This window comes from Myxococcus guangdongensis (assembly GCF_024198255.1).
In the GTDB taxonomy this organism is placed as follows: Bacteria; Myxococcota; Myxococcia; order Myxococcales; family Myxococcaceae; genus Myxococcus; species Myxococcus guangdongensis.
This window is the reverse complement of record NZ_JAJVKW010000015.1, coordinates 134718-151642: the sequence shown is the minus strand read 5'-3', so window position 1 is coordinate 151642 and position 16925 is coordinate 134718. Positions and strand designations below refer to the sequence as shown.

General features: G+C 69.5%; 12 protein-coding genes and 1 pseudogene. 9 read left to right on the top strand and 4 right to left on the bottom strand.

The genetic code is table 11. The features are described 5' to 3' along the window. Positions 1–20: 20 nt before the first annotated feature. Positions 21–1103 carry an alpha/beta hydrolase gene (locus tag LXT21_RS35965; RefSeq protein WP_254042751.1) on the bottom strand — a complete coding sequence of 361 codons (1083 nt, stop codon included), beginning with the start codon at positions 1101–1103 and terminating at the stop codon, positions 21–23. A gap of 91 nt (positions 1104–1194) precedes the next feature. Beyond that, positions 1195–2333, bottom strand: a pseudogene (locus tag LXT21_RS45565) (MFS transporter). A 234-nt stretch (positions 2334–2567) separates the two neighbouring features. On the opposite strand from LXT21_RS45565, the gene LXT21_RS35950 reads away from it, so the two are divergent. Further along, positions 2568–3473, top strand: coding sequence for a LysR family transcriptional regulator (locus tag LXT21_RS35950; RefSeq protein ID WP_254042748.1), 906 nt, complete (start codon positions 2568–2570; stop codon positions 3471–3473). A 12-nt stretch (positions 3474–3485) separates the two neighbouring features. On the opposite strand, the gene LXT21_RS35945 is transcribed toward LXT21_RS35950, so the two are convergent. Then, the gene (locus LXT21_RS35945) at positions 3486–4085 is read right to left on the bottom strand and encodes a TMEM165/GDT1 family protein (protein ID WP_254042747.1); all 600 of its coding nucleotides are present in this window, start codon (positions 4083–4085) and stop codon (positions 3486–3488) included. Positions 4086–4494: 409 nt separating this feature from the next. On the opposite strand from LXT21_RS35945, the gene LXT21_RS35940 reads away from it, so the two are divergent. The 5 genes from LXT21_RS35940 to LXT21_RS35920 all read left to right on the top strand — a co-directional run bounded on the left by LXT21_RS35940 (position 4495) and on the right by LXT21_RS35920 (position 12058). After that, positions 4495–4821, top strand: a complete 327-nt coding sequence (locus LXT21_RS35940; protein ID WP_254042839.1) for a hypothetical protein — start codon at positions 4495–4497, stop codon at positions 4819–4821. 305 nt (positions 4822–5126) lie between these two features. Further along, positions 5127–6353, top strand: a complete 1227-nt coding sequence (locus LXT21_RS35935) for a TolC family protein (RefSeq protein WP_254042746.1) — start codon at positions 5127–5129, stop codon at positions 6351–6353. Then, entirely contained in the window at positions 6350–7621 is a 1272-nt protein-coding gene (locus LXT21_RS35930; protein WP_254042745.1) for an efflux RND transporter periplasmic adaptor subunit, read from the top strand. The genes LXT21_RS35935 and LXT21_RS35930 overlap by 4 nt, the downstream gene beginning before the upstream one ends. Positions 7622–7630: 9 nt before the next feature. After that, the gene (locus LXT21_RS35925; protein WP_254042744.1) at positions 7631–10792 is read left to right on the top strand and encodes an efflux RND transporter permease subunit; all 3162 of its coding nucleotides are present in this window, start codon (positions 7631–7633) and stop codon (positions 10790–10792) included. Positions 10793–11023: 231 nt separating this feature from the next. Beyond that, the gene (locus LXT21_RS35920; protein WP_254042743.1) at positions 11024–12058 is read left to right on the top strand and encodes a S8 family serine peptidase; all 1035 of its coding nucleotides are present in this window, start codon (positions 11024–11026) and stop codon (positions 12056–12058) included. A gap of 27 nt (positions 12059–12085) precedes the next feature. On the opposite strand, the gene LXT21_RS35915 is transcribed toward LXT21_RS35920, so the two are convergent. Continuing rightward, entirely contained in the window at positions 12086–14200 is a 2115-nt protein-coding gene (locus tag LXT21_RS35915; RefSeq protein ID WP_254042742.1) for a sensor histidine kinase, read from the bottom strand. Positions 14201–14466: 266 nt separating this feature from the next. Here LXT21_RS35915 and LXT21_RS35910 point away from each other — a divergent pair, with 266 nt between their 5' ends. The 3 genes from LXT21_RS35910 (at position 14467) to LXT21_RS35900 (ending at position 16786) form a co-directional block, all read left to right on the top strand. Then, positions 14467–15219, top strand: coding sequence for a cupin domain-containing protein (locus LXT21_RS35910; protein ID WP_254042741.1), 753 nt, complete (start codon positions 14467–14469; stop codon positions 15217–15219). Between the two features lie 125 nt (positions 15220–15344). After that, positions 15345–15767 (top strand): (R)-mandelonitrile lyase, encoded by a 423-nt coding sequence (locus LXT21_RS35905; RefSeq protein ID WP_254042740.1) that lies wholly within the window; start codon positions 15345–15347, stop codon positions 15765–15767. A gap of 2 nt (positions 15768–15769) precedes the next feature. Next, positions 15770–16786, top strand: a complete 1017-nt coding sequence (locus LXT21_RS35900) for a zinc-dependent alcohol dehydrogenase family protein (protein ID WP_254042739.1) — start codon at positions 15770–15772, stop codon at positions 16784–16786. Positions 16787–16925: the final 139 nt, after the last annotated feature.

Sequence of the window (16925 nt, the reverse complement as noted above, 5' to 3'; positions counted from 1 at the left end):
ACGCCCTATCGCCGCACGCGTCACTTCAAGTTCGCGCGGAAGAACCGGGTCAACGTGTCGAACGGAATCAGGCCCACCCGGTCGTAGAGGTCCACGTGCCCGGCGCCTGGCACGACGACCAGCTCCTTGGGCTCGGCGGCGAGCCGGTAGGCCTCGTCGCTGAACTCCCTGGAGTGCGCGCTCTCCCCCGTCACGAAGAGCATCGGCCGGGGCGAGATGGTCTCGATGTCCGTGAACGGATAGAAGTTCATGAACCGGGTGCTGCTGCTGAGCGTCGGGCGCGTCGACGTGTTCGAGCGATGCCCTCGCGCCGTCCGATAGAAGTCGTGGAACTCACGCTCGACGGGGCTCGACTCCTCGCTCACCGTGTCCGGCGTCCCACCCGTGTACCGCGTCTCTCCGCCCGCGAACTCCACGTCACGCTGCAACGCCGCGTCCTCGATGAACTTCTTTCGCTGCGCCAGGCTCACCGCGTGCCGGAGGCCGTCGCGACTCGCGGCGCCCATGTCGTACATGCTGACCGTGGCGAGGGCCTTGATGCGCGGGTCGATCTTCGCGGCGCTGATGGCGAAGCTCCCGCTGCCGCAAATCCCGAGGACGCCAATCCGCTCCCTGTCCACGAACGACTGGGCGCGCAGGTAGTCCACCGCGGCGCTGAAGTCCTCCGCGTAGATGTCCGGTGACACGGTGTTGCGAGGCTCACCCGCGCTCTCGCCCCAGAAGGACAGGTCCAGCGCCAACGTGACGAAGCCCTGCTCCGCCAGCTTCGTGGCGTACAGGTTCGCGCTCTGCTCCTTGACCGCCCCCATCGGATGGCCGACGACGACCGCCGGGCCCCGCGCGCCACGCTCGAGCCCCTTGGGCACGAACAGGTTCCCGACGACCTCCATCTTGTATTGGTTCTTGAAGGCGACGCGCTGAACCGCGACGCGGTCGCTCGTGTAGAAGTTGTCCGCGCCGTCGCGCGTGTCCCCGGACGCGAGGCCTGGCGTCGGGCGCGCCGGCGTCGCCGAGGCCGCGGCGCAGCCGCCGAGCACGGACAGGGAACCGAACAGCAACGCGCTCGACAGGAACCGGCGGTGGGGAGTCTTCAGCTTCGTCATCGTCTTCATCCTCATGGTGTGTGATTCAGTGGTGTCCAGGAGCTACCGGCCAGCGCGCGCACCCGCGACGCGTCGAACGTGAACGGGCCGTTCAGCCTGCGTTGACGGTGCGATTTCCCAGCGATGTCACGGGGACCTCCGCGCCGATGCGGGCCGCTCGCGAGGCCCGGATGGACAGGAGGGCTCCCGCCCCGAGCAGCGCGGCGCTGAGCGCGAACGTGCCCTGGTGGCCGCTCCGGTCGAACAACACGCCACCGAGCGAGGCCCCCGCCGTGATGGCCAGCTGGATGGCCGCGACCATCAGGCCACCGCCTGCCTCCGCGTCCCGAGGCAGCGTGCGGCTGAGCCACGTCCACCACGCGACGGGGGCCGCCGTACCGATGAACCCCCACCCCACCAGGAGGACGGCTGTCGCCGCGAGCGACTGCCCCAGAGCGGCGAGCGCCACCGCGATGACCGCCATCAGGACCGGCGCGGCGACGAGCACCACCGACAGCCGCCGGGCCACGAGCGCCCCGATGAGATACGTGCCCACCAGCCCCGCGAGCCCCATCCCCAACAGCAGCAGCGACAGCGTGGCGCCGTCGACCCGGGTGACGGTCTCCAGGAAGGGCCGCAGGTACGTGAAGAGGGCGAACTGCCCCATGAAGAAGAGCGTGACGGCGAGGATGCCCCACCGCGCCGTGGGGCGCCGCAGCAGGGCGAGGCTGCTCGGAGGCGCGGCGGTGCGCTCCACTGGCGCGGGGGCATCGAGGGCAGCGAGAAGAACTGCCACACCAGCGTGAGGACCGAGAGGGGCACGACCGCGAAGAACGCCCCCCGCCAGCCGATGGACTGCCCCAGGAAGCTGCCCAGCGGCGCCGCGATGGTGGTGGCCAGCGCGTTGCCACCGTTCAACAGGGCGAGCGCACGCGGCACGTCCCCTTCGGGCACCAGCCGCATCACGGTGGCGGCGGACAAGGACCAGAAGCCACCGATGACGATTCCGACCAGCGCCCGGCCCACCATGAGCACGATGAAGTCGGACGCCAGGGCCGTCACGAGGCCCGAGACCATCATCAGCCCCGTGAGGCCGAGCAGCAGCTTGCGACGGTCCACGGACCGCGTCACCGATGCGACGAAGGCGCTCGTCAGCACCGCGAAGAGTCCGGACACGGCAATCGACTGGCCGGCGCGGCCCTCGCTCAAGTGGAGGTCCGACGCGATGGGCGTCAGCAGGCTCACGGGCATGAACTCGGACGCGATGAGCGTCGCGACACAGAGGGTCAGCGCGAATACCGCGCCCCAGGACGCCGAGCGCGGAGCCGGTGCCGCCAGGGGACCGGTGTGTTGAATGGACATGTGTCTCTCCGAGGGTCCCCGCGCCGCCTGTTCACTGGCGCATCGGGGCCTGGAGACAGGACTATGCGGCGCCCACCCCGGGAGCTAGACGACCGGAGCGAACGAGCCGTTAAGCTGGGATTGATGAAGCCAGGTCTCTTCCAACAGCTCCACGTCTTCCTCGCCGTGGCGAGGCTCCAGAGCTTCCGCGGCGCGGCGCGAGAGCTCGGGGTCTCCACCGCCGCCGTGAGTCAGTCCGTGCGACAGCTGGAGGAGCAGCTGGGCGTGGTCCTGCTCAACCGCACGTCGCGCAGCGTGGCCCTCACGGACGCGGGGCGGCGTCTGGTGGAGGAAGCCGGGCCCGGCCTCGCGCAGGTCGCCGACGCGCTTCGGCGGACGTCGGCCCAACCCGGGGAGGTCACCGGGAAGCTGAGGCTCTCCGTTCCTCGGGTGGCGGTGCCGCTCGTCATCGCGCCCCTGATGCCGGTGTTCCGGGCGCGCCACCCTCGCGTCGAGGTGGACATCGACGTGGACCAGCGCCTCGTCGACATCGTCGCGGAGGGCTACGACGCGGGCGTGCGCCTGAGCGAGACGCTCGAACGCGACATGGTGCAGCTGCGCCTGACCGAGCCCTTCCGCTTCGTCGTCGTCGGCGCCCCGTCCTATCTGAAGGCGCACAAAGCCCCCGAGCAACCGGAGGACCTGCTCCAGCACGAGTGCATCGGCCTGCAATCACAGACGACCGGGACGCTGTACGCCTGGGAGTTGGAGCGTGGGAGGAAGACCTGGCGCGTCCCGGTGCGTGGCGGCGTCACCACCAACGACGACGGAGCGGGCGCGGCGATTGCCGCCGAGGGCGGAGGGCTCGCGTACGTCCAGGAGCCCGCCGTCCGGGAGTACCTGGACTCCGGCCGCCTCGTGCGGGTGCTGGAGGACTACGCCCCCACGGTGCCCGGCTTCTTCCTCTACTACCCCAGCCGGGCGCAGCGCTCCGGGCCGCTGCGCGTCTTCATCGAGGCGGCCCGGGAGCTGGCGGGGAGGACCGGCTGAGCGGCCCCGGCCCTACGGCGCGGACATCCCCGCCGTCATGTCGACGCCGCCCCGCAGCGCGGCCCACAGGGAGAGCGCGCCGAAGACGAAGAAGATGGAGGCGGCGACCCACCGCACCCACTTCATCTGCACCTTGGCCGCGAGCTTGTCGCCGAGGAACACGGCGGGGATGTTCGCGGCGAGCATGCCCACCGTCGTCCCAATCGTCACCAGCGTGATGGACTGGTAGCGCGCCGCGAGCGCCACCGTGGCGAACTGGGTCTTGTCACCCATCTCCGCCAGGAAGAACAGGATGATGGTGGTGAGCAGCGCGCCGAAGCGCGCGGGGTTCTTCGACTCCTCCAGCGTGTCGGGCTTGAGCGTCCACAGGCCGAACGCGATGAACAGGACCGCCAGCACGCCCGCCATGACCCGGGGCGACACATGTGAGGACACCCAGGTGCCCACGCTCGCGGCGAGCGCGTGGTTGGCCAGGGTGGCGATGAGGATTCCGAGAATCACCACCCAGGGCTTGCGGAACCGGGAGGCCAGGGAGAAGGCCAACAGCTGGGTCTTGTCACCCATCTCACTGGCGGCGACGAGTACGAACGAACCGACGATTGCCTCGAGCACGACATGCACCTCACGTCACATGGCCGAGGGACTCGTGAGGAGCGGGGACGCACGCACGAACGACCTCGGCCGGGTTGAACCCCGTCCGAAGGTCTCGTTCGCCTCGCACGTCGCGAGGTGGGTGCCCGGGCCTTCTCAGGCCAGTGTGTCGAGCATCCCTGCGCCATTGGTTCCTGGCGCGAACTACTCCCCTTACTGCGCGCAGGGGTAACACGGCGGCTCCCGGGTTCGTCAAGCACGGCCCCGTGCATGCGCCGCGTCGGCGGGAGCCCGTTCCCTCACGACTGTGCGCGGCAGGACCCGGTAAACCCTGTCACCCCCACCGAGGGGATGACCTGTTGTCTGCCTCGACACGTGCGCCGCGTCACACCTTGCATCCCCCACACGGCTTCATTAGAACGCCGCGGTGATGCGTCTCCTGGTGATGCTGGTGTTGGTGCACGGCCTCGTGCCTTCCTTCGGGGAAGCCATCGAGTTGGCCGTCCACTACTCACTCACCGGACACGTCGCCCACACCGAGCTCGGTGAATCCGACCTGGGAGACACCGGTCGGGAGCATGGCTGTGGTCCGACGCAGCATCACTGCGGTTGCTGCGCCAGCCAGGTGCTCATCCCCTCGCCCCAGAGCCGCCTCGTCCCCGTCGCGCACAACGGCCACCAGGACATCCTCGGCAAGCCGCAACGCGAGGCGGAGGCCTTCCTGCCTCGACTGCTGCGCCCGCCCATAGCGGCCTGACGGCGAAGCCCGCTTCTCACGTCCCACCTGCGCCGTTCGTGCGTCGTCACGCATGAAGGCACGCGTCCGTTCGAGTGATGCCTCACGCGTGAACGCACGCCAGGGCGCGTGAACGGGCTCGCGCCCTTCCATCCCATGCTCACGGCCTTCGTCGCGCGTTGTCTGGCGGCGACGAGGCGCCCTCCATTCACGTCTCGGCGACCGCCCGTGACGAGCCCTCGTGCGGGCCTTGGTGGACGTGCTCCGCCTGGCTCCGCCCGTGCTCGGGACGGGTCCGCCGACGCTCTCGCCACCGGTGTGCCCACGTGCGTCCCACAGCCATTCCCCTCGCAGTCCTGTTCTTCGTCGCGTCGGCGCCAGCCCTCGCGACCCGCGCCCTGACGATGGAGCAATCCGTCGCGCTCGCGCTCGCGCAGAGCCCGCGTCTCATCGAAGGCCAGGCCGAGGCCGCATCGGCCCAGGCCCAGCTCGAAGGCGCGTCCCGTCTCCTCCAGGGCAATCCCCAACTCCAGGCGGCGCTCGGTCCGCGCCTCCGCGACGCGGGGAACTCCATCGACCTCAACCTGGGGCTCAGTCAGCCCCTCGAGCTCTTCGGCCAGCGTGGAGCCCGCAAGGACGCCGCACAGGCCACGCTCTCCGCTCGCCAGTCCCGCCTGGAGGCGCTGAAGGTGGAGCTGGCCGCGGAGGTCCGTCAGGCCTTCGGCGCCACGCTCGCGGCCGAGCAGGAGCTGACGCTCGCCCAGGACTCGCTCGCCCTCGCGGAGGAGGGCCGCAAGGCCGCCGATGACCGGCTCGCGGCCGGCGCGGCCACCCACATCGAGGTCAACACGGCGCGCGTGGAGCTGGGCCGCGCGCAGAGCGCACGGGTCCGCGCGGAGCGGCAGCGGACCCAGGCCCACGCGGAGCTGAAGCTCCTGCTGGGGCTGGACCCGACCGAGCCCATCACGCCGGACGGCGAGCTCCGCGCGCAATCCGCCCCCGCCCCGGCCCTCGCATCCCTCGTCGAGAAGGCCGCGAGCCAGCGCCAGGACGTGAAGGCCGCGCGGTTCGAATGGGAGGCGGCCCAGGCGGAATCTCGCCTTGCTCGCCGACAGGCCCTGCCCGTCCCCAGCCTGGGCGTGAGCTACGGGCGCGAGGAGGACAGCACCATCCTCCAGGGGACGCTCGGCATCGACCTGCCCCTCTTCGACCGCAACCAGGCCGCGCGCGGGGTCAGCTCCGCGCGCGAGCGACAGGCGCGGCAGAACCTCGCGGCCCTCGAGCGCTTCGCGCGCACCGAGGTCGAGCTCGCCTTCAACCGACTCCAGACGGCCCAGGCCGCCGCGGACGTGTTCGGCGGGGATGTCCTCTCCGCGCTCCAGGAGAACCTGAGCCTGGTCACCGAGGCGTACCGCGCCGGCAAGGTGGACTTCCTGCAACTGCTCATCATCCGTCGCGAGGCCCTCGACGCGCGACGCGGCTACATCGAGGCGCTCGAGGAGCTCAACAGCGCCAAGGCTCAACTCCTGAAGGCCCTGGGGAGCATCCAATGAAAGCGTCCATCCCGCTGTTCGTCACGCTGGCCCTGTCCTTCCTCTCCACCGGCTGCGCCGAGAAGAAGGGCGCCCCTCCTCCGGAAACGGCGACGAAGCCCTCCTCCAGCAGCAAGTCATCCGACCACCCGGAGGGCGACGACCACGCGCCCGGAGAAGCGGCGCACGGAGACGATGACGACCACGACCAGCTCATCACCCTCACGCCCGAGGCCGCGCGTTCGGCGAAGCTGGAGCTCGGCCAGGCCCAGGTGAAGCCGCTCTCGTCCGGCCTCTCCGTGCCCGCCCGCATCACCTTCACGCAAGACGGCGTGGCCAAGGTCGCCTCTCGTGTTCCGGGCAGGCTCGACACCCTCGCCGTCGTGTTGGGCCAGAAGGTGAAGAAGGGCCAGGTGCTCGGACACCTGGACAGCCCGGAGCTGGGGCAGGCGCGCGCGGACTACCTCTCCGCGGCGACCCAGGCGCGCGTGGCGGAGGGGAACTTCCGCCGCGAGCAGGAGCTGCTCGCCAAGGGCATCACCAGCGAGCGCGAGACACGCGAGGCGGAGAGCCTCTTCGTCACCGCCCAGGCCGAGCGGAACGCGGCCGATGGGCGACTCCACGCGCTGGGGCTCTCCGACGGCGAAATCGCCACGCTGCGCGCCAACGAGCACTACAGCTCGCGCTTCCCCGCCATCAGCCCGATGAGCGGCACCGTGGTGGAGATACACGGCATCGTGGGCCAGGCCGTCGAGGCCACCACGTCCCTCTTCACCGTCGCCGAACTCTCCCAGCTCTGGGCCCTGCTCGACCTGCCCGAGTCGCGGCTCGCCCAGGTCCGCGCGGGACAGACGGTGGAGCTCACCGTCCAGGCGGTCCCCGGCAAGCGCTTCCGGGGAGAGGTCGGCTACATCGGCGACATCGTCGACGAGAAGACGCGCACCATCCCGGTTCGCGTGGTGGTGGCCAACACCGAGGGCGCGCTCAAGCCCGGGATGTTCGCGCAGGCGGACATCGTCACCACGGAGGCGATGACCGACGCGGGCGTGAAGGGCCGCGTCGTCGTGCCCCGGGCGGCGGTGCAGAAGGTGGGCGAGGAGCAGGTCGTCTTCGTCCCCGTCGCCGAGCACCAGTTCCGTCCCGTCGAGGTCCAGACGGGCGCCAGCTCCGCCACCGAGGTGGAGCTGCTCTCAGGTCTCGAGCCAGGCGCGCCCCTCGTCACCCAGGGTGCGTTCATCCTCAAGTCCGAGCTCTCCAAGGAGAGCATGGGCGAAGGCCACTCCCACTAGGCGGCCACCATGTTCGACAGGCTCATCCATTTCTCCATCCAGAACCGCTTCATCGTCTTCCTGCTCACCCTGGTCCTCGTCGGCTTCGGGCTGAACGCGCTGCGCACGCTGCCCATCGACGCGGTGCCAGACGTGACCAACGTGCAGGTGCAGATTCTCACCTCCTCGCCCGGGCTGGGTCCCGTGGAGGTCGAGCGGTTCATCACCGTGCCCGTCGAGACGGCGATGAGCGGGCTGCCCGACACCGAGGAGATTCGCTCCGTCTCCAAATTTGGCCTCTCCGTCGTCACCGTCGTCTTCCAGGAGGACGTGGACATCTACTTCGCGCGCCAGCTCATCCAGGAGCGGCTGGCCTCCGCGAAGGAGAGCATCCCCGAGGGCTACGGCTCCCCGGAGATGGGCCCCATCTCCACGGGCCTGGGCGAAATCTTCCAGTTCGAGGTGCGCGGCGAGGGCCAGAGCGCCATGGAGCTGCGCGGCATCCTCGAGTGGCAGATATCGCCCCGACTGCGCGCCGTGCCCGGCGTCGTCGAGGTCAACGCCTTCGGCGGCGAGCTGAAGACGTACGAAGTGCAGGTGGCCCCCGTCCGGCTCGCCTCGTATGGCCTGTCACTGGAGCAGCTCTTCACCGCGTTGAAGGAGAACAACGCCAACGCGGGCGGGGCCTACATCGCCCGAGGCCCGGAGCAGGTGCTCATCCGGGGCGAGGGCCTGGTGGAGAGCCTGGAGGACCTGGGAGACATCGTCCTCACCACCTCGGCCCAGGGCATCCCGGTCTACGTCCGCGACGTCGCCGAGGTGGCCTTCGCGCCCAGGGTGCGCCAGGGCGCCGTCACCCGGGATGGCCGGGGCGAGGCGGTGACGGGCATCGTCATGATGCTCATCGGTCAGAACTCACGAGAGGTGGTCAACGACGTCAAGGCGGAGGTGGAGAGGATTCGCCCCACCCTGCCTCCGGGCGTCACCCTCGACGCCTTCTATGACCGGACGGACCTGGTGAAGAAGACCGTCCAGACCGTCGCCAGGAACCTCATCGAGGGCGGCCTGCTCGTCGTCGTGGTGCTCTTCGTGATGCTGCGCAACCTGCGCGCGGGCCTGCTCGCCGCGGCGGCCATTCCGCTGGCCATGCTCAGCGCGTTCATCGGCATGCGGGCCCTGGGCATCTCCGGGAACCTCATGTCGCTGGGAGCCATCGACTTCGGCCTCATCGTCGACGGGGCGCTCATCATCGTGGAGAACGCCGTGCGCCACATCGCGGAGCGCAGCCATGAGCTCGGCCGGGCGCTGACGCGCGAGGAGCGCGACGAGGTCGTCTACCGCAGCGCGGTGGAGGTGCGGCAGGCGGCCGCCTTCGGCGAGGTCATCATCGGTGTGGTGTACCTGCCCATCCTGGCCCTGAGCGGAATCGAGGGGAAGATGTTCAAGCCCATGGCCATCACCGTCATCTGCGCGCTGGCCGGAGCGTTCGTGCTGTCGCTCACCTTCGTCCCCGCGCTCGCGTCCGTGATGCTGCCCCGGAAGACCGAGGAGAGGGAGAGCATCATCGTCCGGGCCGCCCGCCGCGTGTACGAGCCCGCCCTCTCCTGGTGCCTCCGCAAGAGGGGCATCGTCGTGGGCGTCGCCGCCGGGCTGCTGGTGGCGAGCCTCGCCACCGTGCCCTTCCTGGGCGCCGAGTTCATCCCCCGGCTCGACGAGGGCGCCATCGCCATCCAGGCCTGGCGCGTCCCCTCCGTGTCGCTCGAGGAGTCCGCGCGTCAGACAGGGCTCATCGAGAAGGTGCTCAAGCGCTTCCCCGAGGTCACCACCGTCGTCTCGCGCACGGGCCGCGCGGAGATCGCCACCGACCCCATGGGCGTCGAAATCAGCGACATCTTCGTCATGCTCAAACCCCACGACGCGTGGACGACGGCGAAGGACCGCGAGGGGCTCATCGCCCGCTTCAACGAGGCGCTGCTGAAAGAGGTCCCCGGCAGCCTCTTCAGCTACTCGCAGCCCATCGAGCTGCGCGTCAGTGAGCTCATCGCGGGCGTCCGCTCCGACGTGGCCCTCAAGCTCTACGGAGACGATTTGGACGTGCTCAAGCAGACGGGAGACACGCTGGCGGCGGCCCTGGCGAAGGTGCCCGGCGCCGCGGACGTCAAGGCGGAGCAGGTCGCGGGCCTCCCCGTCGCGCGCATCCAGGTCGACCGGAAGGCCATCGCCCGCTACGGCATCAACGTGCGGCAGGTCCTGGACACCATCGAGACCCTCGGCGGCAAGGAGGTGGGCACGGTGGTGGAGGGACCGCGGCGCTTCGCGCTCCAGGTCCGCTTCGCGCCCGATGCGCGGACCAGCGTGGAGCAGCTCGAGGGCATCCAGGTGGCCAGCCCCACGGGGCAGCTCATCCCGCTGTCCCAGCTGGCCCGCATCGTGGTGGAAGAGGGCCCGGCGCAGGTGAGCCGCGAGAACATCCAACGGCGGCTCACCATCGAGTCCAACGTGCGTGGCAGGGACCTGCAGGGCTTCGTCACCGAGGCGCAGCAGACCATCGCGCGCGAGGTGAAGCTGCCCCCGGGCTACTGGGTGGAGTGGGGCGGCCAGTTCGAGAACCTCCAGTCCGCCTCGCGCCGGCTGGCCGTGGTGGTGCCGCTCACGCTCGCGCTCATCTTCGTCCTGCTCTACACCACGTTCAACGCGGTGCGCCCCGCGCTGCTCATCTACCTCAACATCCCGTTCGCCATCACCGGCGGCCTGCTGGCGCTGCTGCTGCGAGGGATGCCGCTGTCCATCTCCGCCGCAGTGGGCTTCATCGCGCTGTTCGGCGTGGCGGTGCTCAATGGACTGGTGCTCGTCGCCGCCATCCGCAAGCTGCGACAGGAAGGCCTGTCATCCGCCCAGGCCGCGCATGACGCCGCGCACCTGCGATTGAGGCCCGTGCTCACCACCGCGCTGGTGGCCTCCCTGGGCTTCCTGCCCATGGCCTACTCCACGGGCGCGGGCGCGGAGGTGCAGAAGCCGCTGGCCACCGTCGTCATCGGCGGGCTCTTCAGCTCCACGCTCCTCACGTTGCTGGTGCTGCCCACCGTCTACGGCTGGTTCGACCGGGAGCGCCGCGCCCGGACCGCCACGCCCGAGGAGGAGGTCTTGGGCCGTGAGCCGCCTCCAAGCATCGTCGAGGGAGGCGCTTCATGAGCGCGTGTCACGTCGGGTGACAGACTGAGAAAGCGCTCACCCGGACCGCGTCCCGACAGGACGAAGCTGCGTCCTGTCGGGACGAATTCATGTTTCATCCCGAGGAATCCGCGTCCTGTCAGGACGAATCCGCGTCCTCATGGATGCATGGGCATTCCCACCGAGACAGTCCTTGTCGTCACTGGGAAAGGACGATTCACTCACAGGCCCCATCTCAACTGGAGCCGTGGCATGTCATTGGGCGCATACCGAGTCTACGAGGCGGATTCTCGCGATACGTACATGGAGGAGGACGCCGAGTTCGCCAAGATGCTCAAGCTCGCGGGCCCTCGCATGCACCCGGTCACCATCGCCGTCACGGACACGGGCATCTACGCCGACCGGCCGGGGGGCGCGTACTTCCAGGCCACGGAGAAGTATCTGCGCTCGCACCTGGCGGGGTCCTCCGGCAACCCCGTGAGCTGGCACCGCAAGGACTTCTGTCGAATCATGGCGGATGGCACCGTGGGCAGCGCCCCGCCCATCACCAGTGACTCCATGTGGCACGGGACGGCCGTCGCCGGGCAGGCCGCCTGGGGCACGGACATGATCAAGCTGGTGGATTGTCGCGTCACCTGCGACTTCACCCAGAACCTGCCGACGAAGCAGGTCGACCTGGAGGCCCGCTACGTCGCGGCCTTCGACTTCGCCCATGCCAGGGGCGCGAGGGTCGTCAACATCAGCCAGTCCGGCATCTCCAGCAACGCGGACGACTCCGCCTTTCGCGACGCCATGCTGAAGCACTCCGACATGCTGTTCGTCGGCAACGCGGGCAACGTCCGCTTCCAGGCCGCCGCGGGTGTCTTCAGCCGGCGCAGGCGGGATGAAATCCCCAACCTGTTGCTCGTCGGAGGTTGCACCCCGGACGGCGAATTCGAGCGGAGCCTGGACGGGATGACGCAGGGCTGGGGCTGGAGCCCGGAGCTGGTGGACATCGCCGTCCCCGGGGACTACCAGGAGCTCTACACCGTGCCAGGGCTGGCGCGCGCCGAGGGACTGGAGACATACCGCGACATGGGCGTCTCCTTCGGGTGCCCGGTGGCGAGCAACATCGCGGCGAAGATGATGCTGCTGTGCCCCTCCCTCACGCCGGAGCAGTTGCGGAAGATGATCATGGCGTCGGCGCGGACCATGTCCGGGTTGAAGGGCAAGAACCGCGTCAACGGGATGATCTCCCCCATGTCCTGCTACGAGGCGGCCTATCGCCGGTGGGTCCCCTTCCGGTGAGCCGCTGACGCGCGGCCACGCGTCGGCCTAGGGGTTCGCCGCGGCACCCTCCATGAGGGCCGCGGTCGCCCCGGCATCGCGCTCGAGCGGATGACAGAGCAGCTCCACGGTGAACGTGGAGCCCACCCCCAGCGTGCTCTCCACGTGGACGCGGCCGCCCATCGCCTCCACCAACATGCGGGTGATGTAGAGGCCCAGCCCCAGGCCGCCGTAGTTGCGCTCGGACACGGCGCGCTCGAAGCGGCCGAAGAGCCTGGGCAGGGACTCGGGCGCAATCCCAATCCCCCCGTCCCGCACCACCAGGTGCACGCCTCCATCCACGGGCACCAGCTGCACCTGGATGGGGTTGCCCCGGCCGTACTTCACCGCGTTGTCCACCAGGTTCATCACCACCTGCTCCAGACGCAGCCGGTCCCAATCCCCCTCGAAGGGCACCGTCCCCACGTCCAGCTCCAGCGTCGAGCCCGCGCGGCGCGCCTGGAGCTCGTACTGGGTCACCACCTCACGGACGATGGGCGCCAGCTCCAGCCGCTGCAGGTCCAGCGAGAGGCGCCCCGAGGCGATGCGCGACACGTCCAGCAGCTCGTCCACCAGCTCCGTCAGCTTCTTGATTTGAAGGTCGCCGACCTCCAGGTACTTCGTCACCACCTCGCGGGGAATCGGTCCGGGATGCCGGTTCAGCTCCCGGGACAGCGCCTGGAGCTTGAGCTTCAGCGGCGTCAGCGGCGTCTTCAGCTCGTGACTGGCGATGGACATGAACTCGTCGCGCAGGCGGACGGCCTCCTGGGCCTCCCGGTAGAGCCGCACGTTCTCCAGGCTCAAGGACACGCGGCGGGCCAGCTCCTTGGCGAACACCAGGTCGTCCGAGGTGTAGTGCCGACCGGAGTGCGCATAGATGAAGCTGAACACGCCCAGCGGCTCACCTCGGGCCATCAAGGGCACCCCGATGACGGAGACGGCGCCCACCTCCCGGATGACCCGGAGGTGCTCCGCGTCGTGTGCGAACTCGGCGGCCTGCCCGGGTGTCAACGACTCCACGTGGAGCGGCTCCCCCTTCAGCAGCGGGAGCGTGGGGGCGTGCTCTGGATGCCCCTCCGGGTAGAGGCCATGCCGCAGGAGCACCCGCGCCAGGTCATCCTCCGCGGGCCGCTGGTGCGCGACCTCCAACCGGCGATAGTCCCCCTCCTCCACCAGGTCGACGAAGCACCAATCCGCGAAGGTGGGCACCACCAGCTTCGCCATGTTCCGGAGCACCGTCTCGACGTCCAGCGACGACGCCAGGACCGCGCCCGACTCCGCCATGAGCAGGTCCCGGGCCTTGGCCGCTTGAATCTCCCGCGTCAGCGTCTCGGCCTTCTGCCGGGCCAGGACCTGCTCGGTCACGTCGAACCCGAAGCCGGCGATGCCGTTGACCTGACCGTCCTCGCCCCGCGTGGGCTGATACACGAGGTTCAGGAACGTCTCCCGGACCGTCCCATCCGGCAGCGTGCGAGGGAACGACACGGCGTCGCCCCTGTAGGGAATCCCCGTGCGATAGACCTCGTCCAGCAAGGCGACGAAGCCCCGCTCCTCCGCCCAGGGCAGGGCCTGCCGCACCTCCATCCCCACCAGGCCCGTTTTCCCCATCATCGTGTCGTTCATCACGTTGGAGAACGAGAACACGTGCCGTGGGCCCTGCAGGAGGATGATGCACCCGGGCGCATCGGTGAAGAGCGAGTGCAGCCGCGCCCGCTCCGCCTCCGCCTCGTGCCGCGCGTCCAGCTCACGGACCAACAGCCGCGAGCGCTCCTCCCGGGCCGAGCGGAGCAGGACGCTCAGCTTCGTCGTCAGCAGCGCGAGCACCACGAAGGCGGCAATCGAGATGGCCCCTCCCGCGCCTGGCATCAGGTCGAGCAAGGGCTCCAGGTAGAAGAGGTCGACCACGCCCAGGGACAGGACCATGGTCAACAGGGCGGGGCCCCAACCGCCCCACCACCCGGCCACCATCACGGCGCCCAGGAAGAACAGGAACGGGGCGGTGGGGGCATAGGGGCGACCCGCGAACAGCACGAAGCATGCGGCCGCCCAGGAGAGAATCGCGACACCGTAACGACCCGCGAGTGGAGCCCAGAAGGAACGATTTCGGGGAGGACGGACGTGCATGGCGGGGGTCGGGTTCCTGGAAGGGGACAGCCCTCCAGTGGAACCTCGTGCTTTTCACCTAAGCATCGTTCCCACGGCATGACATCCCGCTTGCTGCTCTCACGTGTGCCTTCCGCGCCACTTCGCGCAGTGGATGACATCCGCGCGGAGCAGCAGCCGCAACTGTGGCTGCTCGCCCACAGGTGCGCTGGCATGTGCCTTGCCTCGACAGCCCGACTTGCCCGTGAACCCCACTCACCCGGCAAGCCCATCTCGAGGAGAATCCCATGTCGCAAGGCGCCACACGGCGAGAGGTCCTGCTCCAAGCGCTGACCGGCTACGCCCTGGTACGCACCCTCCTGTGGCAGGACGCGCTGGCCGGGCCGGTGCGCCAGGAGGTCCAGGCCTGGCTCTCCAAGACGCATGAGCTCTGCGCGGAGCTGCGGGAGAAGAAGCTCACCCCGCGCGAGTGGCAGCAGCAGTTGGAGGCGCTCTACACCCGGGTTCCCCTCCCGGAGCTGCTCGCGGCCATCGACGTGGAGCGGCTGAAGCCGGGCCTCGAGTTGCCGGATGACCGCGCGGGTGCGGTCTTGGCGCCACTGCCCCGAGTCGAGGGGCTGCCCCGCGTGTTCGGCTCGAAGCTCTTCGGGCTCGCCCAGGGCCGGGCCGTCGTGCCGCACGGACATCAGAACATGGTGTCCATGCACGTGGTGCTCGCGGGTGAGTTCCACCTGCGCCACTTCGAGCGCGTGGAGAGCCAGCCGCGACACCTGGTGCTGCGCCCGAGCATCGACCGCGTGTCCGGCCCCGGGGACCTGTCGAGCATCTCCGACCAGCACGACAACGTGCACTGGCTGGTGGCCACGAAGGGGCCCGCCTATACGTTCGACCTCATCCTCGACCGGCTCGACCCGGCGCTCGGCTTCGCGTGGAAGCTGGACTACGTGGACGTCGCGCGCGCGGAGCCCCTGGCGGGAGGGCTGCTGCGCGCGCGTCGCATCGAGTTCGACGAGGCCGTGCGTCGCTACGGGAAGACGTGAGGCGCGAGCCACGGGAGGGATATCGCAGGGCTGGACGCCTGCTCCTGACGCATGGCCTTGCAGGACCCGGTGCCCCTCAACACCGTTGAGGGGGCTCTTCGCGCGGGCCCGAGCGAGGGACACCCATGGAGCTCAAGAAGAACGGAACCCAGCCATCTCAGCGAGCGCCCGCGGAGCACTTCACGGGCACCGTGCGCATCGACCCGCTCTTCCAGGCGAGCCCACCCGGGCGCGCGGCCGGCGCGTATGTGACGTTCGAGCCCTGCGCGCGCACGGACTGGCACTCGCATCCGCTCGGGCAGTCGCTCGTCGTCACCGCGGGCTGGGGGCTCCACCAACGCTGGGGGGGGCCCATCGAGGAGCTGCGGCCCGGGGATGTCGTGACGGTGGGCCCGAACGAGAAGCACTGGCATGGCGCTTCGCCGACGACGGCGATGACCCACATCGCCATTCAAGAGGCGCTCGACGGCAAACCCGTGGAGTGGATGGAGAAGGTCACGGACGAGCAGTACGGCGCTTCGCGCGCCTCTACCTCGAAGGGAGATTGAGCATGAAAGCCACCCTCCTCCACGGCGCCCGGGACGTGCGCTTCGAAGAAGTCGCGCCGCCGAGAATCACCGAGCCCACGGATGCCATCCTCCGACTCTCCGCCACGTGCGTCTGTGGTTCCGACCTCTGGCCGTATCGCGGCATCCAGGCCATCGAGCGGCCGACGCCGATGGGCCACGAGTATTGCGGCATCGTCGAGGAGGTCGGCGGCGCGGTGAAGAGCATCAAGCCCGGCCAGTTCGTCATCGGCTCGTTCTTCGCGTCGGACAACACCTGCCCCATCTGCCGGGAGGGCTACCCCTCGTCGTGTCAGCACCGGAAGTCGGTCTCCGGAGCGCAGGCGCCCCTGCTGCGCGTCCCCCTCGCGGATGGGACGCTGGTGGCGACGCCCGAGGTGCCACCGGCGGATTTGATTCCGAGCATGCTGGCCGTCTCCGACGTCTTCGGGACGGGGTGGTTCGCCGCCGACGCCGCGAACGTGAAGCCCGGCTCCACCGTGGTGGTCGTCGGCGATGGCGCCGTCGGCCTGCTCGCCGTCCTCTCCGCGAAGCAGAAGGGCGCCGAGCGCATCATCGCCATGAGCCGTCACCCGACCCGACAGGCGCTCGCCCGTGAGTTCGGCGCCACAGACATCGTGACAGAGCGAGGTGACGCGGGCATCGCGCACATCAAGGAGCTGACGAAGGGGCTCGGCGCGAGCTCCGTGCTCGAGTGCGTGGGCACGCAGGAGTCGATGACGCAGGCCATCGGCGCGACGCGGCCCGGGGGCTTCGTCAGCTATGTCGGAGTGCCGCACGGCGTACAGCTCGATGGCGCGAAGTTGTTCTTCACGCACGTCCACCTGCACGGAGGCCCCGCGCCGGTGCGCCGCTTCCTTCCCGAGCTGATTGCGCTCGTGTGGAACCGGAAGGTGAACCCCGGGAAGGTCTTCGACCTCACGCTGCCACTCGACCAGGTCGCCGAGGGGTACCGCGCGATGGATGAGCGCCGCGCCATCAAAGCGCTCCTGCGGCCGTGACGACGGCGAGGGTTCACCTCGCCTCCCCGGTCCGAACGACGCGAAGCAGTAGGTGTCCAGCGCTCGGGGCCGCCTCGACATGCGCGGAGAGCGGCCGCGTTGTTCGCGCTCGAAGCGCCCCTGCAGCCCTGATGACACC

Excerpts from the sequence above, each read along its gene's own strand:
- LXT21_RS35905 (WP_254042740.1), top strand. The coding sequence starts at position 15,345 with ATGGAGCTCAAGAAGAACGGAACCCAGCCATCTCAGCGAGCGCCCGCG.
- LXT21_RS35950 (WP_254042748.1), top strand. The coding sequence starts at position 2,568 with ATGAAGCCAGGTCTCTTCCAACAGCTCCACGTCTTCCTCGCCGTGGCG.
- LXT21_RS35925 (WP_254042744.1), top strand. The coding sequence starts at position 7,631 with ATGTTCGACAGGCTCATCCATTTCTCCATCCAGAACCGCTTCATCGTC.
- LXT21_RS35965 (WP_254042751.1), bottom strand. The coding sequence starts at position 1,103 with ATGACGAAGCTGAAGACTCCCCACCGCCGGTTCCTGTCGAGCGCGTTG.
- LXT21_RS35930 (WP_254042745.1), top strand. The coding sequence starts at position 6,350 with ATGAAAGCGTCCATCCCGCTGTTCGTCACGCTGGCCCTGTCCTTCCTC.
- LXT21_RS35920 (WP_254042743.1), top strand. The coding sequence starts at position 11,024 with ATGTCATTGGGCGCATACCGAGTCTACGAGGCGGATTCTCGCGATACG.
- LXT21_RS35940 (WP_254042839.1), top strand. The coding sequence starts at position 4,495 with ATGCGTCTCCTGGTGATGCTGGTGTTGGTGCACGGCCTCGTGCCTTCC.
- LXT21_RS35910 (WP_254042741.1), top strand. The coding sequence starts at position 14,467 with ATGTCGCAAGGCGCCACACGGCGAGAGGTCCTGCTCCAAGCGCTGACC.
- LXT21_RS35900 (WP_254042739.1), top strand. The coding sequence starts at position 15,770 with ATGAAAGCCACCCTCCTCCACGGCGCCCGGGACGTGCGCTTCGAAGAA.
- LXT21_RS35915 (WP_254042742.1), bottom strand. The coding sequence starts at position 14,200 with ATGCACGTCCGTCCTCCCCGAAATCGTTCCTTCTGGGCTCCACTCGCG.